This is a genomic window from Firmicutes bacterium HGW-Firmicutes-1, assembly GCA_002841625.1.
Lineage (GTDB): Bacteria > Bacillota > Clostridia > Lachnospirales > Vallitaleaceae > HGW-1.
Map to the genome: position 1 here is coordinate 32,633 of PHAG01000014.1, position 17,887 is coordinate 50,519.

General features: G+C 33.4%; 13 protein-coding genes. 6 read left to right on the top strand and 7 right to left on the bottom strand.

From position 1 onward, the window contains the following. Nucleotides 1–15: 15 nt before the first annotated feature. Both CVU84_15595 and CVU84_15600 read right to left on the bottom strand, forming a co-directional pair. Nucleotides 16–975 (bottom strand): heptaprenyl diphosphate synthase, encoded by a 960-nt coding sequence (locus CVU84_15595; GenBank protein PKM93410.1) that lies wholly within the window; start codon nt 973–975, stop codon nt 16–18. A 123-nt stretch (nt 976–1,098) separates the two neighbouring features. Further along, nucleotides 1,099–2,934, bottom strand: coding sequence for a 6-phosphogluconate dehydrogenase (locus tag CVU84_15600; GenBank protein PKM93411.1), 1,836 nt, complete (start codon nt 2,932–2,934; stop codon nt 1,099–1,101). A gap of 451 nt (nt 2,935–3,385) precedes the next feature. On the opposite strand from CVU84_15600, the gene CVU84_15605 reads away from it, so the two are divergent. From CVU84_15605 to CVU84_15620, 4 genes are all read left to right on the top strand, one after another. Next, on the top strand, nt 3,386–6,253 hold the full coding sequence (locus CVU84_15605) for a hypothetical protein (GenBank protein ID PKM93412.1): 2,868 nt from the start codon (nt 3,386–3,388) through the stop codon (nt 6,251–6,253). Nucleotides 6,254–6,306: 53 nt separating this feature from the next. Continuing rightward, on the top strand, nt 6,307–6,996 hold the full coding sequence (locus tag CVU84_15610) for a hypothetical protein (GenBank protein PKM93413.1): 690 nt from the start codon (nt 6,307–6,309) through the stop codon (nt 6,994–6,996). After that, a complete protein-coding gene (locus CVU84_15615) occupies nt 6,996–8,507 on the top strand; it encodes a hypothetical protein (GenBank protein PKM93414.1) in 1,512 nt (503 codons plus the stop codon). The genes CVU84_15610 and CVU84_15615 overlap by 1 nt, the downstream gene beginning before the upstream one ends. 106 nt (nt 8,508–8,613) lie before the next feature. Beyond that, nucleotides 8,614–9,693, top strand: a complete 1,080-nt coding sequence (locus CVU84_15620) for a hypothetical protein (protein ID PKM93415.1) — start codon at nt 8,614–8,616, stop codon at nt 9,691–9,693. A 45-nt stretch (nt 9,694–9,738) separates the two neighbouring features. Here the strand turns inward: CVU84_15620 and CVU84_15625 are convergent, their stop codons facing one another. Beyond that, nucleotides 9,739–10,263 (bottom strand): peptidylprolyl isomerase, encoded by a 525-nt coding sequence (locus tag CVU84_15625; protein ID PKM93416.1) that lies wholly within the window; start codon nt 10,261–10,263, stop codon nt 9,739–9,741. 91 nt (nt 10,264–10,354) lie between these two features. Then, on the bottom strand, nt 10,355–11,299 hold the full coding sequence (locus CVU84_15630; GenBank protein PKM93482.1) for a glycosyl hydrolase: 945 nt from the start codon (nt 11,297–11,299) through the stop codon (nt 10,355–10,357). Between the two features lie 716 nt (nt 11,300–12,015). Here CVU84_15630 and CVU84_15635 point away from each other — a divergent pair. After that, nucleotides 12,016–13,128 (top strand): hypothetical protein, encoded by a 1,113-nt coding sequence (locus CVU84_15635; GenBank protein ID PKM93417.1) that lies wholly within the window; start codon nt 12,016–12,018, stop codon nt 13,126–13,128. 62 nt (nt 13,129–13,190) lie between these two features. Here the strand turns inward: CVU84_15635 and trpS are convergent, their stop codons facing one another. Then, nucleotides 13,191–14,216, bottom strand: a complete 1,026-nt coding sequence (gene trpS, locus CVU84_15640; protein PKM93418.1) for a tryptophan--tRNA ligase — start codon at nt 14,214–14,216, stop codon at nt 13,191–13,193. 214 nt (nt 14,217–14,430) lie between these two features. Here trpS and CVU84_15645 point away from each other — a divergent pair, with 214 nt between their 5' ends. Then, nucleotides 14,431–15,246: an aldo/keto reductase gene (locus CVU84_15645; GenBank protein PKM93483.1), complete on the top strand. Its 816-nt coding sequence runs from the start codon at nt 14,431–14,433 to the stop codon at nt 15,244–15,246. 33 nt (nt 15,247–15,279) lie between these two features. On the opposite strand, the gene CVU84_15650 is transcribed toward CVU84_15645, so the two are convergent. Together CVU84_15650 and CVU84_15655 are read right to left on the bottom strand one after the other, a co-directional pair. Further along, nucleotides 15,280–16,131 carry a 2-oxoacid ferredoxin oxidoreductase gene (locus CVU84_15650; protein PKM93419.1) on the bottom strand — a complete coding sequence of 284 codons (852 nt, stop codon included), beginning with the start codon at nt 16,129–16,131 and terminating at the stop codon, nt 15,280–15,282. Beyond that, a complete protein-coding gene (locus tag CVU84_15655; protein ID PKM93420.1) occupies nt 16,128–17,822 on the bottom strand; it encodes a 2-oxoacid:acceptor oxidoreductase subunit alpha in 1,695 nt (564 codons plus the stop codon). Before CVU84_15655 ends, CVU84_15650 begins: the two co-directional genes overlap by 4 nt. Nucleotides 17,823–17,887 lie beyond the last annotated feature (65 nt).

Here is a 17,887-nt window from a genome sequence, read left to right on the forward strand (position 1 = left end):
TCTCTCCATTTAACCCTAGTATTTTCTCTTTAAAAGCTTATCTGTTATATCTTTAAGTACTGTCTTACTCTCGCCTTCTGGTAAGTGCGTAATGATATCGAAGGCCTTATTAACATATGTTTGGGCCAAATCCATGGAATAGGAAATGCCTCCATTGGCATTCACCATGTTTACAATCAGCGCATATTCTTCCTTCGTAAGATCTTCCTTATCCAGCAAATTCTTTAGCTCTGAATTTTTATCATTGTTTAATGCGTATATTAAAGGTAATGTATAATAACCTTGTTGAATGTCTTTATTGTTCTCTTTTCCCAAGGATAATTGATCTGATGAATAATCTAATATATCATCCATTATTTGAAATGCCATCCCTATATATTTCCCCAATCTACCCAAATCCTGACAAAGCTTCAATTCACAATTACCAACCTTTGCACCCATGTAAAAGCTTAAAGCAAATAATGCTGCAGTCTTTCCAGAAATTACTTTAAGATAATTCCTAACACTAAGGTTATTGTTTCTTTTATTGAAATTTTGTTGCACCTCAGCTAGACAAATAGCATTGATTACCCTTGCAATATGTTGAAGGTCTTCTTGTTCATAATCGCTTGAAAGCATTAAGAAGCATTGGCATAAGTAATAGTCCCCAATAAAAACAGCTGCATTTTTACCCTTTTCTGCTTGAATAGAAGGTTGTCCTCTTCTCATATCTGCATCATCAATAATATCATCATGAATTAATGTTGCCATATGAAGTATTTCTATAATCATGGCAAACTTTTTTAGTCTACTGGCATCATAATGTCCAAACTTGCCTGCTAGCAAAACAAAGGCAGGTCTTAACATTTTACCTGAAGAATAAATCATAGGTTCCATGACTTCTCCTAAATACTTACTCTTTGTACTTTTAATAATCATATTTCTTACTTCATTAAGTTCTTCGTTTATATTCTCGTATTCTTGCCAAAAAGACATAAATTAATCACCCTTATCTAATTTTTAGATTTACTTACGACTCCTAATGCATATCGATATTATCGACAATAAAATTTAGTTCTTGCTGTTAAACAACAAGAACTAAACAATTATAACTGATTATTAATCAATATATAAGTACCACTTTTTAACAATGCCCAGCTTTTTCCATTTTCCTTTTAACCACGGCAGTACATAATAATCTAAACCGAGTGTGCTACCTGACCCACCTATAAGCGCTATTGCCGAAATACCAAACCATAGCAACTCTTCTGGAGCCATTCCTGAGGACCAAATCATTAAACACATAAATATTGATAGTACAGACCCAAAGGCAGTAAATAATCCACCGATCAACATAAGACCAACTACTATTTCTGCAATAACCATACCAGTTTGGAAAATAGTTGCTAAGGTAGTAAATCCTCCATCTGGAGTATAAAAGAACATTTCCATCGATTTTGCTACAATACTTTCAATAAATTCAGGAACAGGTAAAGCGATTACCTCTGCAACAGCTTCTTCTGCTGCACCTTCCCAAGCTGCTGACGCAGCAGTAGCGCCATCAACCACTGGTTGTGGAATTAAAAATATATCATTTGGATTCTTTAGAACTCTTGGTATTTTATTCAAACCTTCAATCAACCACATTACCCCTAAGAATAATCTGAGTGGAAACAACCAAAAGTTTGGTGATGCTTTTGCCAGATGACCTCCAACAAAACTTCTTCTACCTTTAATATGAAAGAATTCATGCATAGCATATGTCCAAACTCTATTAAAGCCTGAAATTGTGAATAGGTATAACATATTAATCATATGCTTAACAAACATTGCAATCCAGCCTGATAGTGCCATTGGATTTTTTGCTCCTAAATTAGCAACCCCATATCTTGATCCAACCGATACCATAAACCCTCTAATGTTTGACTTAAATGCCTCTTTTTCTTTACCATAAATGTCTGCATGAATATTATGAACAGCTGTTTCAGCCGTTTGATGTGCCGCTTCAACTATTTGAGGAACACTTTTTCCATCTTCTTCAAAATATGAATTATCTCCTATAAAATAGACACTCTCGTGATCAACAGATTGCATATATTCATTGACCTTAGCTCTTCCTCTAGGACCAACGGATACCCCTAATTTTCCTACAAACTCACTACTTTGAACTCCCGCTGCCCAAATAACAGTATGGCTTGATATTTCTTCACCGGTACCGATCTTTAAACCGTTAGTAGAAACAGCAGACAATGGGCTGTTGAGAAATACTTCAATCTTTAATCTTTTTAATTTCCTTAAAGCTTTATTTGCAAGACCTTCTGGAAATGTTGGTAAAATTCTACCTAGTGCATCCATTATTACCAAGCGAACCTCATTAAGGTCAATATTATATTCCTTACATAATTGACGCTTCCATTCTCCAAGCTCACCAATCATTTCTACACCTGTAAAGCCAGCTCCAACAACAACAAAAGTTAATAACTCTTTTCTTTTATCTATGTTTTTTTCTTTCGAAGCTAATCTAAACATATCTCGTATGTGTTCTCGAATTTTTACTGCATCCTCAAAAGACCAAAGTGAAAAAGCGTTTTCTTTTACTCCTTCAATCCCAAAACAGCATGGCTCAGCACCAGCTCCAATGATTAAATAATCATATGAATATGATTCATCCTTTGAAGAAATAACCTTACTATTGAAATCAACCTTTACAATCTCGTCAAGAACTACATCTACTTTTCTTCCAGCAAATATTTGTTTTAAGTCAACTTTAACTGAATCTTCTTCTGTTCGGCTTCCTGCAACTTCGTGTAATTCAGTCATTAAAGTGTGATACGGCTTCTTATCTATTAAAGTAATAGATACACTGTCTTCTTTCTTGAATTTTTTGTGTAATAGCTTGCCAGCAAAAGTGCCTGCATAACCACCACCTAAAATGACAATTCTTTTTTCATCCATGGCTTGCCTCCTATAATGCATTAATATAAAAAATGTCAGAACAATTTAGCCGATTCTATTAACCCAGCTCTTTCATTTTATCATTTAATAGGACAAATTTCAAGGTTTATTGATAATCATTTTCATATTCATAGATAATACTTAAAATCCTCTCATTCTCCTCTATGTGTTAATCACCTTTACTAATTTTACCCAATAGTACATTCAATAAAACTACCTATTATTACTAGATACAGAAAAACGGCATGTATGGTAAAATTCTAGCTGCTAACATGCCGCTTTTCCAATATTTATGCAGAACATATCATTGTTACAGAAAATCGGCTAGTTATAGTAAAACTCTAGTTCCAAAGATATAAAATGTATAGCATTTCATCTTTATTTTAGTCGAAATATAGTATATAATAAAGCAAATACTAAGGTAAAGGTGACAAACTTGGAAACGTGCCGTATGGAAGAGAAAATTTGCCGAAAACGTAGCTTAAAAAGAAGAATCAGAAAAATGATGAACTTCACTAATTTTTTAAGCGTTCTTCTTACCTGCTTACTTATGATAGTTACAATTGGGTTTGTTGTTCAATTTTTGGGTGGTAGCTTTCTTAATTACTCTGCAATTCAGCTTTCTCAAGTAATCAAAAAAGAAATGGCTGAAGATACTACTGAGGAGCTCATACAATATTTAAATGAAATCAATCCAAGAGATAACACATTTTTTTATATGGATAACGGAAAACCCATAGAGGTTGGCAAGGATGAGCTATTACCTTCCAACTTCCTTGGTATAGACATGAAAAGTGTTAATGGCGTCGAGTTTAAGGTTTGGAAAGACAATCGTGTTATTTTCGACTCTATAACGAAAAAAGAATATGAAAACCTTGAAAAGCTACAAAGCACTCATTTTTTAATTCACATTTTATCGCAGGAGGTTGTTAGAGATATCACTGATGACAACGGCCAAGTAATTGGTAAGGTTGGTGTAAGACCAAATCCACTCATCATTGTTTTTCTATATTTTGCTATTTTTGTGCTTGGGTTATTCTTATTGATTATTAACTCAATTATTCTTAAAATAATAACAACTATTTTGTCGAACATTGTTACCAAGCCTTTGGTAAAATTAAATATAGAAATGCTCAAGCTAGCAGATGGCAATATAGAGGATGCCTTGGATCACGAATTAGAAATGAAGAAGCCCGTATTAGAAGTAAAAAATCTAATAGACTCCACTAATAAAATTATGTCAAGAATTCATGAATACACTGACTTATTGGCTTCACAAAACGAAGAATTAGAAGCGCAAACAGATGAATTGGCGGCTCAAAAGGATGAGCTTGAAGCGCAGAATACTACCTTAGCTGAACGTGGAGATAGCTTAAAGTCAATGAACGCAGCCTACATTAATCGTACAATGAAACTGCAAAATCTACTCAATAATGTTGGCCAGGGCTTCTTAACCTTTGGCAAAGATCAAAGAATCAATCCAGAGTATAGCTACGAATGTGAAAGGATGCTCTCTTCTGATGTTATAAAACACATTGGGGGAAAGAAAATTACAGAAACTCTATTCGTCAACCAGCAAGACGACTTTATTGAAGAACTGTTCCAAAAAATATTTTTAGCTGATGCAAATCAAAAGCAATTGTTTTTATCCTTACTACCTGAGGAACTTACCTTAAATGATCGTATTTTAGATATAGAATATAAACTCGTTATTGACGAACTGCAAAATGAATTGGTTCTCATCATTCTGACAGATATTACGCATACAAGAATTCTAGAAATGAAAATGGATGAAGAAAGAAACAATCTACAAATGATTGTAAAAGTTCTCCTAAACAGAGAGGAATTTATTGAACTGATCACTGAATATCAAGATTTTTCAAAAAAAGATATTCCATTTGCTTTAACAAATTATTACGAGGAAACTCTTAGAGAAATACATACTTATAAAGGGATTTTCAGCCAATACTATATGGAAAACACTACCTCGTATTTAAATGACCTTGAAAACATATTGTATGATGAAAAAGCAGTCCAAGCTCTGACAAGCTTATCTTACAATGACTTAACGAGTAACCTTGATAAAGATATTACAACAATTGAAAACTATATTGGTAATGAATTTTTATATCGTGACGGTGTTTATTCAATTAATGAAGAAAAAGTGGAAGAAATTGAAAGTAAAATCAGATCCTTACTTCCACCTTCAGAATACAAAAAAATCCAACCTATTGTAAAAAGCATACGCTATAAGTCAATTAAAGAAATATTGAAAACTTATCCTGACTATACCATTAAATTAAGTGAGCGTTTAAACAAATCAATTCAAGCCTTTGCTATTGAGGGTGATGACATCTATGTTGATCCACGTGCATACCAAGATTTTACCAAAACTCTAGTTCACTTGTTTAGAAATTGTGTTGATCATGGCATAGAAACAGAAGATGAGCGAATGGAATCAGCAAAGCCATTGGTTGCCTCGATTAAATGTCATGTTACAGAACTAGATGAAGGCTTTGAAATAATCATACGTGATGATGGTCAAGGTATAAATCCCTTAAATCTAATAGAAAACGCATTAAATAAAGGGTTAACCACCCAAAAAGATATCGATAAAATGTCTGAGTCTGATATTTTAAACTTGATATTCGTTGATGGATTAACTACGAAAGAAGCAGTGACAGCCATTTCAGGCCGTGGTGTGGGACTTGCTGCAGCAAAAAATGCAGTCGAGCGTTTAAATGGTTCTATTAGTATACAATCGACTTTAGGTCTAGGTACAGAATTCAAAATATGGTTACCCAATATCACTTCACAAGACTTAAATAAGTCAACTCCTAAAAATCTGTTGACTCATATTCATAATGTAACAAAATGCTTCCTAAAGGATTTTCAAATTGATTTAGGTAATCATCATCTAGTAATTACAGACCAAATTAATTTAAAGAAAATCAGCTCTTTAATTACGATTAAAGGTGCTATGGATGCAATTTTAATTATCAGCATTGATGAAATATTAGGCAAAATGCTCGTGGATGCATTTATGATTGAGCAAATAAATTGTGATGATTTGCCCTGCTATATCGAAGATGTCCTTGGCGAAATATCTAATACGATATTAGGTAATGTTGTTGGTAATATTGAACAAGAAGGCATTTTTCTAACAATTGGCGTCCCTGCATTGATTACAAATAAAGAAGCATATGTAAAATATTCCGAATCACAAATATATAGTATGGAATATGATGACTCCCTTTCAATCAGTTTACTCATGTTAGATTCTTTTCATTTTGAGTGCCAAGATATCAACGAACAATAGTCTTGATTACAAACTACAAAAATACTTAAATTTTCATACATAGGAGGTATAAAATGGCTCGAATTCTAATTGTTGACGATTCCATAGTAATGAGAAAAAATTTAGCTGCTATTTTAACACAAGGAGGACATACTATCATTGGTGAAGCAAGCAATGGTAGGCAGGCCATATCTCAATATACAGAATTAAAACCTGATATTGTAACTATGGACATATCAATGCCAATTATGAGTGGTGTTGAAGCTGTCAAGCAAATTGTGAAATTCTGTAATGATGCTAAAATAATTATGATCAGTGCTGTTAATCAAAAAAAAATGGTTTTTAGTGCTATTAACAATGGGGCTAGTCATTATATAGTGAAACCAATTGATCCAAAAAAACTTTTAAGTATTGTTGATGAGTTACTCTCCTCGCCTGATGATGAAGTGATCCCAAGAAATTTAGAAGCACAAAACACACAACAAGGCTTTGATATTGAAAATATAGAAGGAGTTTTTATCATTACCTTTAATCAGTTCTTAGGACTAAAGGATCATAATCTATTAGGTATGGCAATAAGAGGTTTAATGTTTATTAACCCTTTAAAGGTTCAATTCAATTTCAATGAAATTGATCAGCTCTCTGATGAAATTTTAGAACCTATTTTAAGGCTTAGTGTTGAAATAAAAGACGCCAATGGTACTGTCAGTTACAGTGCCAAATCAACTGAAATGCAGCAAAAGCTGATTAAGTGGGAGAAATAATGAGTGCACTAATCTTCTTATTAAGTGAAAATCGCGAATTACAGGAAGTGATACAATCGCTACTTAGCAAGGAACACTTATCTGTTTTATTTGTTAATAGGCATAATTTGATGTCAAAAATATATCACTCTAAACCAAATACGATCATAATTGATATTAATAGCTTTACTGAAAATGCACTACTTACCATTCAATCAACCTTAGCTGTAGAATATATACCAACCATTTGTATTTTAAGTACTATAGAGGCAACAGAAAAAGCCCACTACATAAAAGACAGCATATACTTACCGTTAGAACATATTACGACAGCTTTACCCCTGTTGGTAATTCAAGCAATCCATTTTATGAGACCCTATACAAAACTCAATCAAACACATGATACTGTTGATTTAATGAATGAAGAATTAAAATCAACTTTTGATTATTACATTAAATCTCAGCCAGAGTATGAAAATGAAATTATAGCACTCTATTTTAAATCGATTTATTTAGATAATATATTTTTAGACAACCATCCTACTGGTATTTGGTTAATAGATAAAGGATTGGTTTCGAATCAAGCAACCTTATTTTTATCAGAAAATGGAGATATGAATCACAAAACATCTTTTTCATTCCTCGGAAAAACCGAGCTATTGTTTGATGACTTCATTAAGACTGGCTTCATAAAAAGCCTAAATGAAGTAGAATATTCAGATGCAGATGATTTACATGATTTGCTTCCTGCTGAATTACTAAATGTAATAACTCCAACCAATAACATTGTTGGTTATGGAATCAATAACTTAATTATAATAGCTTTTGATTATGTTGGTACCGTATCTCAATTTGAAACACATATTATTAAAGCCTTGGCAATAAAAATAGACTTAATGAAAAACATGAAACTGTCGATGAAAGAAGTAGAAGATGCATTTATATATACTATGAATGCAATAGCTAGGGCTGCAGAAGGTAGAGATGACCTTACTGGTCACCACATTAAAAGAGTTAGTTTATTTTCCAAAATATTATGTGAAAACCTTCAATTAGGAAATGAATATACAAATCAACTGATGACTGCTGCTCAGATGCATGATGTGGGAAAAATATATATTGATGATTCCATTCTTTTAAAGCCCGGCAAGCTCACTTTAGAAGAATTTGATAAGATGAAACAGCATACTGTTTTCGGTCAATTAATTATAGGTGATTCTAGCCATTTAACCTTAGCTTGTCAGATAGCAAGATCACATCATGAAAAATTTGATGGTTCAGGATATCCAGATGGCAAAGTTGGAGAAGAAATTCCTTTGGCAGCTAGGATTGTAACCTTAGCTGATATATATGATGCTTTACGAAGTGCAAGATCTTATAAACCTTTATTTACTCATCAGCAAGCATATGATATTATTGTATATGGTGATGGTAGAGTTGAGCCAAAACACTTTGATCCTATTGTGCTAAGAGCCTTTATCGAAACTCATGAAACCTTTGATGCTGTATATAATAAATATACAGATAAATAACAAAAGGAATACCTAGGTAGAACAGAACCAAATGCTGAACGAATAGCTAGATAACAATATTCAAAATACTTTTTTATAAAATATGCTTAGATAAAGAGGTTGAATTATGACAGAAGCAAAAGTCAGTGTATCAGAAGTCCAAGAAGGCATGAAAACATCAAAAGATGTGATTAGCCAAGAAGGTATTTTTCTAATGCCTAAGGATACGGTAATAAGCAAAAACCATATTTTAAAATTACAGCTTTATCAGATGTCTCATATTACAATTTATGAGACTCCGTTAGAGCCTATATTTGTTACGCTTAAAGAATCAAAAACAGAAGATGTCATAGTTTCTCAAACTAAAGAATTTAAAGATTTTTCAACTAAATATTTATCTGGCGTAAATGCTATAGAAAGAGAATTCTCTAATATGGTCCAGAAAGGTAGCGTTGATAGTAAAAGCTTGTCATCTATCGTTGACACATTCATTCATGAGACTTCCAACAATCAACTCTTTTCATATCTATGCCGAATTCAATCTAAGGATGATGCCACCTTTTCACATAGTATGAATGTGTCAATCCTTGCAACTATTTTGGGTAAATGGCTACATTTGGATGACCATAGCATTATGAACTTGTCAATTGCTGGCCTACTACATGATATTGGCAAAACACAAATTGATCCAAAAATTTTAAATAAAAAAGGAAAACTCACTCCAGATGAGTTTGAATACATAAAAACACATACAACACTTGGTTATAAAATCATTGCAGATGCTCCTCTTGACGATGGCATTAAACAAGCAGTTTTAATGCATCATGAAAAGATGAATGGTTCTGGCTATCCATTACATTTAAGCTGGGAAAAGATTCACATGTATGCTAAGATCATTGCAATTGTAGATATCTATGATGCTATAACCTCTGACCGACCATACCATAATAGATTTCATCCTTTTACAGCGATCAGAGTACTTGAGGAAGAATGCTATGGCGTTTTAGAAACAGATTATTTATATGTTTTTCTTGAAAATATTGCACATAATTTTTTGGGAAATGATGTTCTATTATCAACAGGTGAAGAAGCTAAAATTATTTTTATTAATCCTCAATCCCCTTCACACCCTATGGTTCAAACAAAGTCTTCTAAATTTATAGATTTACTCTCCTATGATTTTATTACGATTGATAAATTTATTTAAAAGACCAACGGAAACATTCTATTGTTTCCGTTGGTCTCCCATTTCTTAAGCCTTTTCAGGCTCTCCATATTCTACTCCCCATGTTTCAACTGTCATTTTTACAATCATTTCCGGTTCTAATGGTCTATCTGAATGATCTCTTTTTACATTCACTATACGTTTTGCTTCATCCATACCTTCAATTACCTTACCAAATGAGGCATATTGTCCATCTAAATGTGGTGAATTTTCTACCATAACGAAGAACTGTGAACCTGCAGAATTAGGATTACCTGAACGTGCCATAGATAAAACACCTTCTGAATGCTTAAGTTGATTTGCAAATCCATTCTTAGTGAACTCACCCTTGATTGAATATCCTGGGTTACCCATACCTGAACCCTCAGGACATCCTCCTTGAATCATAAAACCAGGTATTACTCTATGAAATATTAGACCATCATAATAACCCTTATTTATTAATGATATAAAGTTATTTACTGTATTAGGTGCTATCTGTGGATATAACTCTGCTTTCATTTTATTACCACTTGCCATTTCAAATGTAACTATAGGATATTGATTCTCCATTTTCTATTTACCTTCTTTCATTTATTTTCATTCCAATTATTATAACAAACCTAAAAGGAAATAGAAAGCAAAAAATATTTCTAGATATTGTCTATATGCCTGTAATACCTGCTGCTATTTTTATAGCATTTTGATGATATGAATCCATCTGACCATCATTATGTCTTGTACTATTTAAAAAGTGTATATCAAAATGTCCATCAAATTGATTGTTACCAATATATTGAACACCATGAGGCATAAAAGACATAGATGCAGCTATTTTTCTTCCATCTACTTCAATTATGATAGGCCTGACCTTCCAAGAAAACTCTCCCCATATACTTTTGGCTATTTCTGTATCTATATATGTTAATGGTTCAGTGTCTGAATGATTCGCTCCGATTGTTCTTTTAACGGTAAAAGTTTTTCCAGTTTCAAAATCTGTTACCTTAACCACTTTATTAATTGGAACAACATATTGTGCTTCAGTCCACCAATCCAAGTGCTCACCATACCTAGCACCTATTGTTTCTTTTACAGGTATATTGTGAACTGGAATCCTAATGATTTGCCCAACAGTTAGCATGCTACTTTCATTTAGCCCATTCACTAGCATGAGTTCACTTTGTGGAATGCCCCATTCTATAGAAATTTTCCAAAGATTATCTCCTGATTTGATTTGATAATCCTTGTAGGATATGGTTGGTTGTAAAGATGGAACTTCAGTTTTTAATACCTGTCCTACAAAAATTGTATCCGTCTGAAGATTGTTGATCTTTTTTAATTGATCAATTGACATATTAATCTTTGTAGAAATTTTCCATAAAGTGTCTCCTGCCACAACCTTATAAGTTCCTGTTTCTGATAAAGGTGGTGCAGTTGTTGTTGCTTGTCCAACAATGATTAGGGTTTGTCCGATAAAAATCGTATCACTCGTCAGATTATTGATGCTTTTAATTTTCGCAACATCCGTACCATACAACAGTGCAATTTTAGATAACGTGTCACCGGCTTGTACAGTATAAGGAAAAGACTGGCTCGAAGTATTGGGTATCTTTAATATTTCATTAAGAAATATCGTATCACTTAAGAGTGAATTAAGTGTTTTGATATCACCTACTGAAACTCCAAACTTTTGAGAGATTTTCCACAAGGTATCACCTGACATGACCTTATATTCAATTGTTTCAGCAGGTTGAGACATTGATGTTTCAGTAGCGGCGAAAACTGCTGATCCACTTGCTATAGGAATCGTTGCAACAAGTATAGAGCCAACCATAATTTTACATAATGGTATTTTAATCTTTGGAAATTTATCTTCAATATGTGATTTGATATCGTCATAGAATCGTTTCTTTCTTAGCTCATCTGGTTCACCATATTCATTTGAGAATTCCGTATCAATTTGATCTAGCTGGACAACAAGTACATAATTTCCTCCTTCTTTTATTAAATGATAGCTTTTTATTCCATTCATGGTTGCCTCCTATCTAATTCAATCAATGTAAGAAAATCGGCTTAGCAGCGTTAAATATTTTTGTTATTTATACGCTAAGTTAAAACACTCGTTTCCTATCTGCCGCTTTTCCAATTGCATATGCAGAACTTTCCTAATAAACTTCAAAACCTCCCTGCGGGTGACTTCTTCCATTTGGTTAAAATGGTATGTTTTAGTATGTGTTTTAGATAGCAAGCTTATACAAAACATATTGTCAAGTAAAATACCAAGTGATATACTTTAATTAAACATTTTAGAAAGGATGCTAAAGAATGAATCAGAAAAAAGACTTTAGTTTTATTAAATATCTACTTTTTGCTACAGTAGTGATTTGTATAGCTAAATTTATATTTGCTGGAAAAATTGGGGAAGTTACCGTTGCCTTTAAGCCATTTATCTATGCTAGTATTTTCATATATTTGTTCGGTCCAATTGTAGATTATTTAAACAAGAAAACTAAATTAGACAGAATATGGTGCATACTCATTTCATACATAACTTTTTTTATTTTTCTTGGATTATTCTTATTAATGATTGTTCCAAGTCTTATTGATAGTGTCCAATTACTTATTAATAACCTTTCAACAATGAATGAAGATAACATCATTGCATTGCTAAAAGATATCCCGATCGTTTCCAACTATATTGATTATTCAACTCTTAGCAACTTTGTGAATGATATGGAAGAATTTGTTATCAGTTATTCTTCTAATATATTGAAATACTCAAGTAATATCCTATCTTCTATTGGATCGGTGTTAATCACTATTATATTACTACTATTTGCAATTTGTATGTCCTTTTATGCTCTTAGAGATACACAAAACATATCTGAGAAAATGGAAGATATCGTACATGCATTTTTTACTCAAAAAACCGCATACCATATCATTAGAATCGCAAAATTAACTGATACAGCTATCAAGAAATATTTAATCGGCAAGCTATATACCTGTTTAATACTTGGTATATGTACAGGACTTGCTATTGTCATAGTAAACATTGTAACCCCACTACACATACCCTATGTGCCTTTAATTGCTGTTATAATAGGGATATCTAACATCATACCTTATGTAGGTTCAATTTTAGGAACAATACCCTGTATCATTATGGCTCTATTCTCTGGCTTTTGGGAAGGCATTGTCCTATTACTGATCGTTATCATTATCCAACAGATTGATAACATCATTATTACCCCTAAAATTATTGGCGATTCCGTAGGTTTACAACCCTTTTGGGTTATCGTTGCAATTACAGCTGGTGGCAGCTTATTTGGTGTTATCGGAATGGTAGTCTCGGTTCCAATCGTTTCAGTAATCCTACATTTAGTCGAAGAACGGGTAGTTCATTATAATCAACACCTCGAATCAAAAAAAGAATAGAAAATGGCATTTAAAGGGGGCGCAACAAATTTAAAATTTGTTACGCCCCTAATTATAATCATTTATTCTGGAAATCCAATTTTCTTTTTGACCTTTCTGAGAGTCTTATTGGCTAAATAAGAAGCTGTCTCTGAATTCTTCTTAATAATTCCATCTAAGTATGATTTATCTTGCTTAATCTCTATAAATCGCTTCTGCACAGGCTCCATTTCTGCCACCAACGCCTCACCTACTAGTCTTTTAAGATCACCATACCCTTTTCCTTCTAATATCTCTTTCGTTTTCTCTAATGTTTGTCCAGTTGCACAAGAATAAATGTCCATAAGATTCTTAACACCAGGTCTGTCCTCAGAATAAACTGCTTCAGTCTCTGAATCTGTGACTGCTCGTTTAATTTTATTCATTACCACACTTGGCTCATCTAGTAATGAGATAAATCCATTCACATTTTCATCAGATTTAGACATTTTCTTCAAAGGATCTTGCAAACTCATAACCTTAGCACCAACTTTCCCAATATAAGGATTTGGCACCTTAAATACATTTCCATAAATGTTATTGAATCTTTCGGCTATATCTCTTGATAACTCTAGATGCTGCTTTTGGTCGTGACCTACTGGAACTAAATCCGTTTGAAACAACAAAATGTCTGCGGCCATCAGTATCGGATAGGTGAATAACCCCGCATTAATATTTTCTACATGCTTTTGAGATTTTTCTTTAAATTGGGTCATGCGGTTAAGCTCACCCATATAAGTATAACATCCTAAAATCCAACCCAGCTCCGCATGTTGAGGTACGTGAGATTGATAATACATAATATTTTTTTCAGGATCTAAACCAGCCGCTATATATAATGCTAATAAATCTCTTGAGCTTTGTCTTAATTTTGCTGGTTCTTGCTTAACTGTTATAGAATGCAAGTCTACAACACAAAATAGGCAATTGTATTCATCTTGAAGCTTAACCCAATTCTTTAAAGCGCCAAAATAATTACCAATTGTAATAACTCCAGTAGATTGCATTCCACTGAATATCGTCTGTTTTTCATTTGTTTGCTCGCTACTCAATGTGTTCACCCTTTTCATCATATGTTATTTGTAAGTTTAACATAATTATAAGTTGATGTAAATATATTATCTAGCTGGTATTTCTATTTAAGGTGACTAAGTCATCTAAACCTAGTGATTATTGTGTTTTTGGAGAAAAGAAGAAACTCAACAATGATAATTACCTTTAAATTATTCATTAAATATGGTAAACTGTATCCATCAAATAATAAAAATGGAGAACAATGTTATGATAAATAGCTTACAAGATTGTACAACCCTCAATAACGGCGTCAAAATGCCATGGATTGGTTTAGGTTTAAATCTAGTTCATCCCGGGATTCCAATGAAAAGAGCTATAAAAAGTGCACTTGATGCTGGTATTAGAAGTTTTGATTCATCAAGACAATATATGAATGAAAAAAGCTTGGGAGAAACATTAAAAGATATAGGGATCCCCCGAGAAGAAGTTTTTATCACTGCAAAACTTACCAACTCCAATCAAACTGCTTCAGCCACTTTTAAAGCTGTAGAAAAAAGCAAAAAAAATCTCCGTGTAGATTATATAGATTTATTCTTAGTTAATAATGCTTCAACTAGATATGACGAAACTTGGCGTACATTAGAAACACTTTATAAAGAAGGACAAATAAAAGCAATTGGAGTAAGCAATTTTAATATTACACATTTAGAATATCTTAAATCAATCTGCGAAATAGTTCCAGCAGTAAATCAAGTGGAGTTTCACCCTTGGTTTACTCAAGAAAAGCTTCTTGCTTACTGCCAAGAGAACGGAATACAAATGGAAGCCTGGGGTCCTTTGGCACGTGGAGAAATCCTTGACAATAAAATAATAAAAGGTTTAGCGAAAAAATACGGAAAAACTCCTGCCCAAATTATTCTCAGATGGGATTTACAAAAAAAAGTTGTAACGATCCCAAAATCAACTCATTCAAGCAGGATTCTTGAAAACACAAATATTTTTGATTTTAATCTAGCTGACGAAGATATTTTAGAAATATCAAAATTAAACAGAAACAAAAGATGGATGTGGTCCTACGGCTCTTAATGTTGAACTTTATTATTCTCCATATTGCAACCATCACACCTGAAGCAATTGGTTTACCTTTTTGATATCTCTTTTGCGAAATACGATTGGGGTTTGATCATTCTTATATATATTAAGTTGTTGTTCAAAGGAAGGCTTGCCTTCCTTTTTGTATAGAATTCCTAAAGCATACCTATCAGTATCAATCACCTTCTCCATAGCATTTCTTATTTGACTAGGGTCATAGTTATCCTCAACATAATAAGAATGATTTTTATACCAAGCAAAAGTATTGATCTTATTAAATGTCACACACGGATGGAAAATATCAACTAAGGCATAGCCTTTGTGCAAAATTGCTTCCTTAATCAACGTTTTCGTTTGCTCCATATCTCCGGAAAACGCTCTACCAATGAAAGTTGCACCTAGAGATAGTGCTACAGCCAATGGATTGAAGGGTTCGTTCGTAACACCATTGACTTGAACAGGAGTAATAAAATCCTTTTGGCTGGTCGGTGAAGCTTGCCCTTTCGTTAATCCATAAACCATATTATTATGAACGATATGGGTAATATCTGGATTACGGCGAATATTATGAATAAAATGATTGCCACCTTCTCCATACATATCTCCATCACCTCCTTCTGCAATCACTGTTAAAGAAGGATTGCTTGCTTTAATAGCTACTGCTACAGGCAAACCTCTGCCATGCAGGCCATTAAAATAGTTCGCATTAATATATTGTGGCATTTTAGCCGCCTGACCTATGCCAGATGAAAAAACCACTTGTGTTGGGTCAATATCTAATTCCTGTAATGCTCCAATTAAGGCAGTTCTAATATTAAAATTGCCACAACCCGGGCACCAAGCTATATCTGTTTTAGGATCTAATTCAAAATTCTTCATAATAAAACCTCCTTTAATCTTTTCTCCACCTCTTCAATAGAAAAAGGTTCTCCATTATATTTCAAGATTTTATGATCTATTTTTACATCTAGTTCTAATTTAAGCAAGTTGGCAAACTGTCCTGTTGCATTATTTTCTACAACAATCACTTTTTTTGCTTTATTAAAATAAGCTTTTAAATATTCATGTATTGGGAACACTTGCTTAATATACAAAAAAGCTGTGTCAGAAGTCCCACTTGTTTCAACAAATTCGCTTAACACTCCGTAAGTCGATCCCCAACCAACTACTAAATTTTTATAATCTGATGGACCAATTAATTCTGCATCTGAATATTCCTCTAATAAAAGCTCGCGTTTTTTCAAACGCTTATCATTCATTAAAATTCTTACATCAAAATCCTCTGTAATTCCACCTGCCTCATCATGCTCATCGCTATCTACCTTTACAAGTCCATCACCATATCCCGGAATCCCTCGAGGTGAAAGTCCCTCTTGTGTTAGCAAGTATCGCTTATAATCTACATCCGTCTTTGTTATGAAGCTCTCTAAATATTTTTCATCCAGTTCAATATATTCCATTTGACCTAGCGATTCTAGAAAGAATTGATCAGTTAAAATAAAAACTGGCACTTGATATTTATCAGCTAAATAAAAAGCTTTTTGAGTTAATTGTACAGCATCTTCCAACTTACCTGGCGCAAAAACGATTCTTGGAAATTCTCCATGCCCTGCATATACTACCAAATTTAAGTCAGCCTGTTCTGTTCTTGTTGGTAATCCAGTCCCTGGTCCTGGTCTTTGGGCAACGTGAATGACGCAAGGCGTCTCATTGATTCCCGACAGACTGACTGCTTCTTCCATTAAAGCAAAACCTCCACCTGAAGTAGTTGTTAGTCCTCTCGCTCCAGCATACCAAGCACCAATTACCATATTTAAAGCTGCAATTTCATCCTCTGCTTGTTCAACCAATATTTCAAATGCATTTGACTTTCTTGCTAGATATGTTAACACACCAGTTCCTGGTGACATAGGGTAAGCAGCTACAAAATTACATCCTCCTGCTATCGCACCTATTCCTACTGCAGTAGTGCCGTCACTCATTTTATATGTGCTTGTTTTTGTAGATTTATTAATGTTCTTTTGTATTGGATATTCCCTACCTCTTGTATATCCCATATCAAAGGCAGCTTTGTTATCACTTACTAACTTTTCTCCTCTTCTCTCAAATCGATTCATAATTTGATTTTTACAACTATCTTCATCTAGATTAAGCATTCCTGAAACAAATCCAAATAAAAGGGTATTGGCAAATAATGCTCCTCCTGCTTGTTTAGATAATTCACCTAAGTTAAAGGGCTGAAAGGTAGCTTTCTTTTCTTCTATTACTGATTGATCGGCAAAACCTTCCTCACCAAATATGATTGTTTTTTCAGTGATACGTTTTGTTAACCTGCTAAAAGAGTGATCATTTAACAGAAATAACATGTCAATGGTATGCTGATATGCATATACCGACTCATCTGATACCCTAATCTCAAGAGTGTTGTTACCTCCACGGACTCTACTCATTACTTCTTTTGTAGAAAAAACATAGTAAGACTTGGCTATTGCTTCGACAAGAAATCCTTCTATGGTTTGCAATCCTTGACCAGCTTCTCCTGATAAGACAATTGTTAGTGAATTCTTCATAATAAAACCTCCTTCTTATATTTCAGTTTGCACGCATGCAAATAATTACACCGTCGTTATTGATA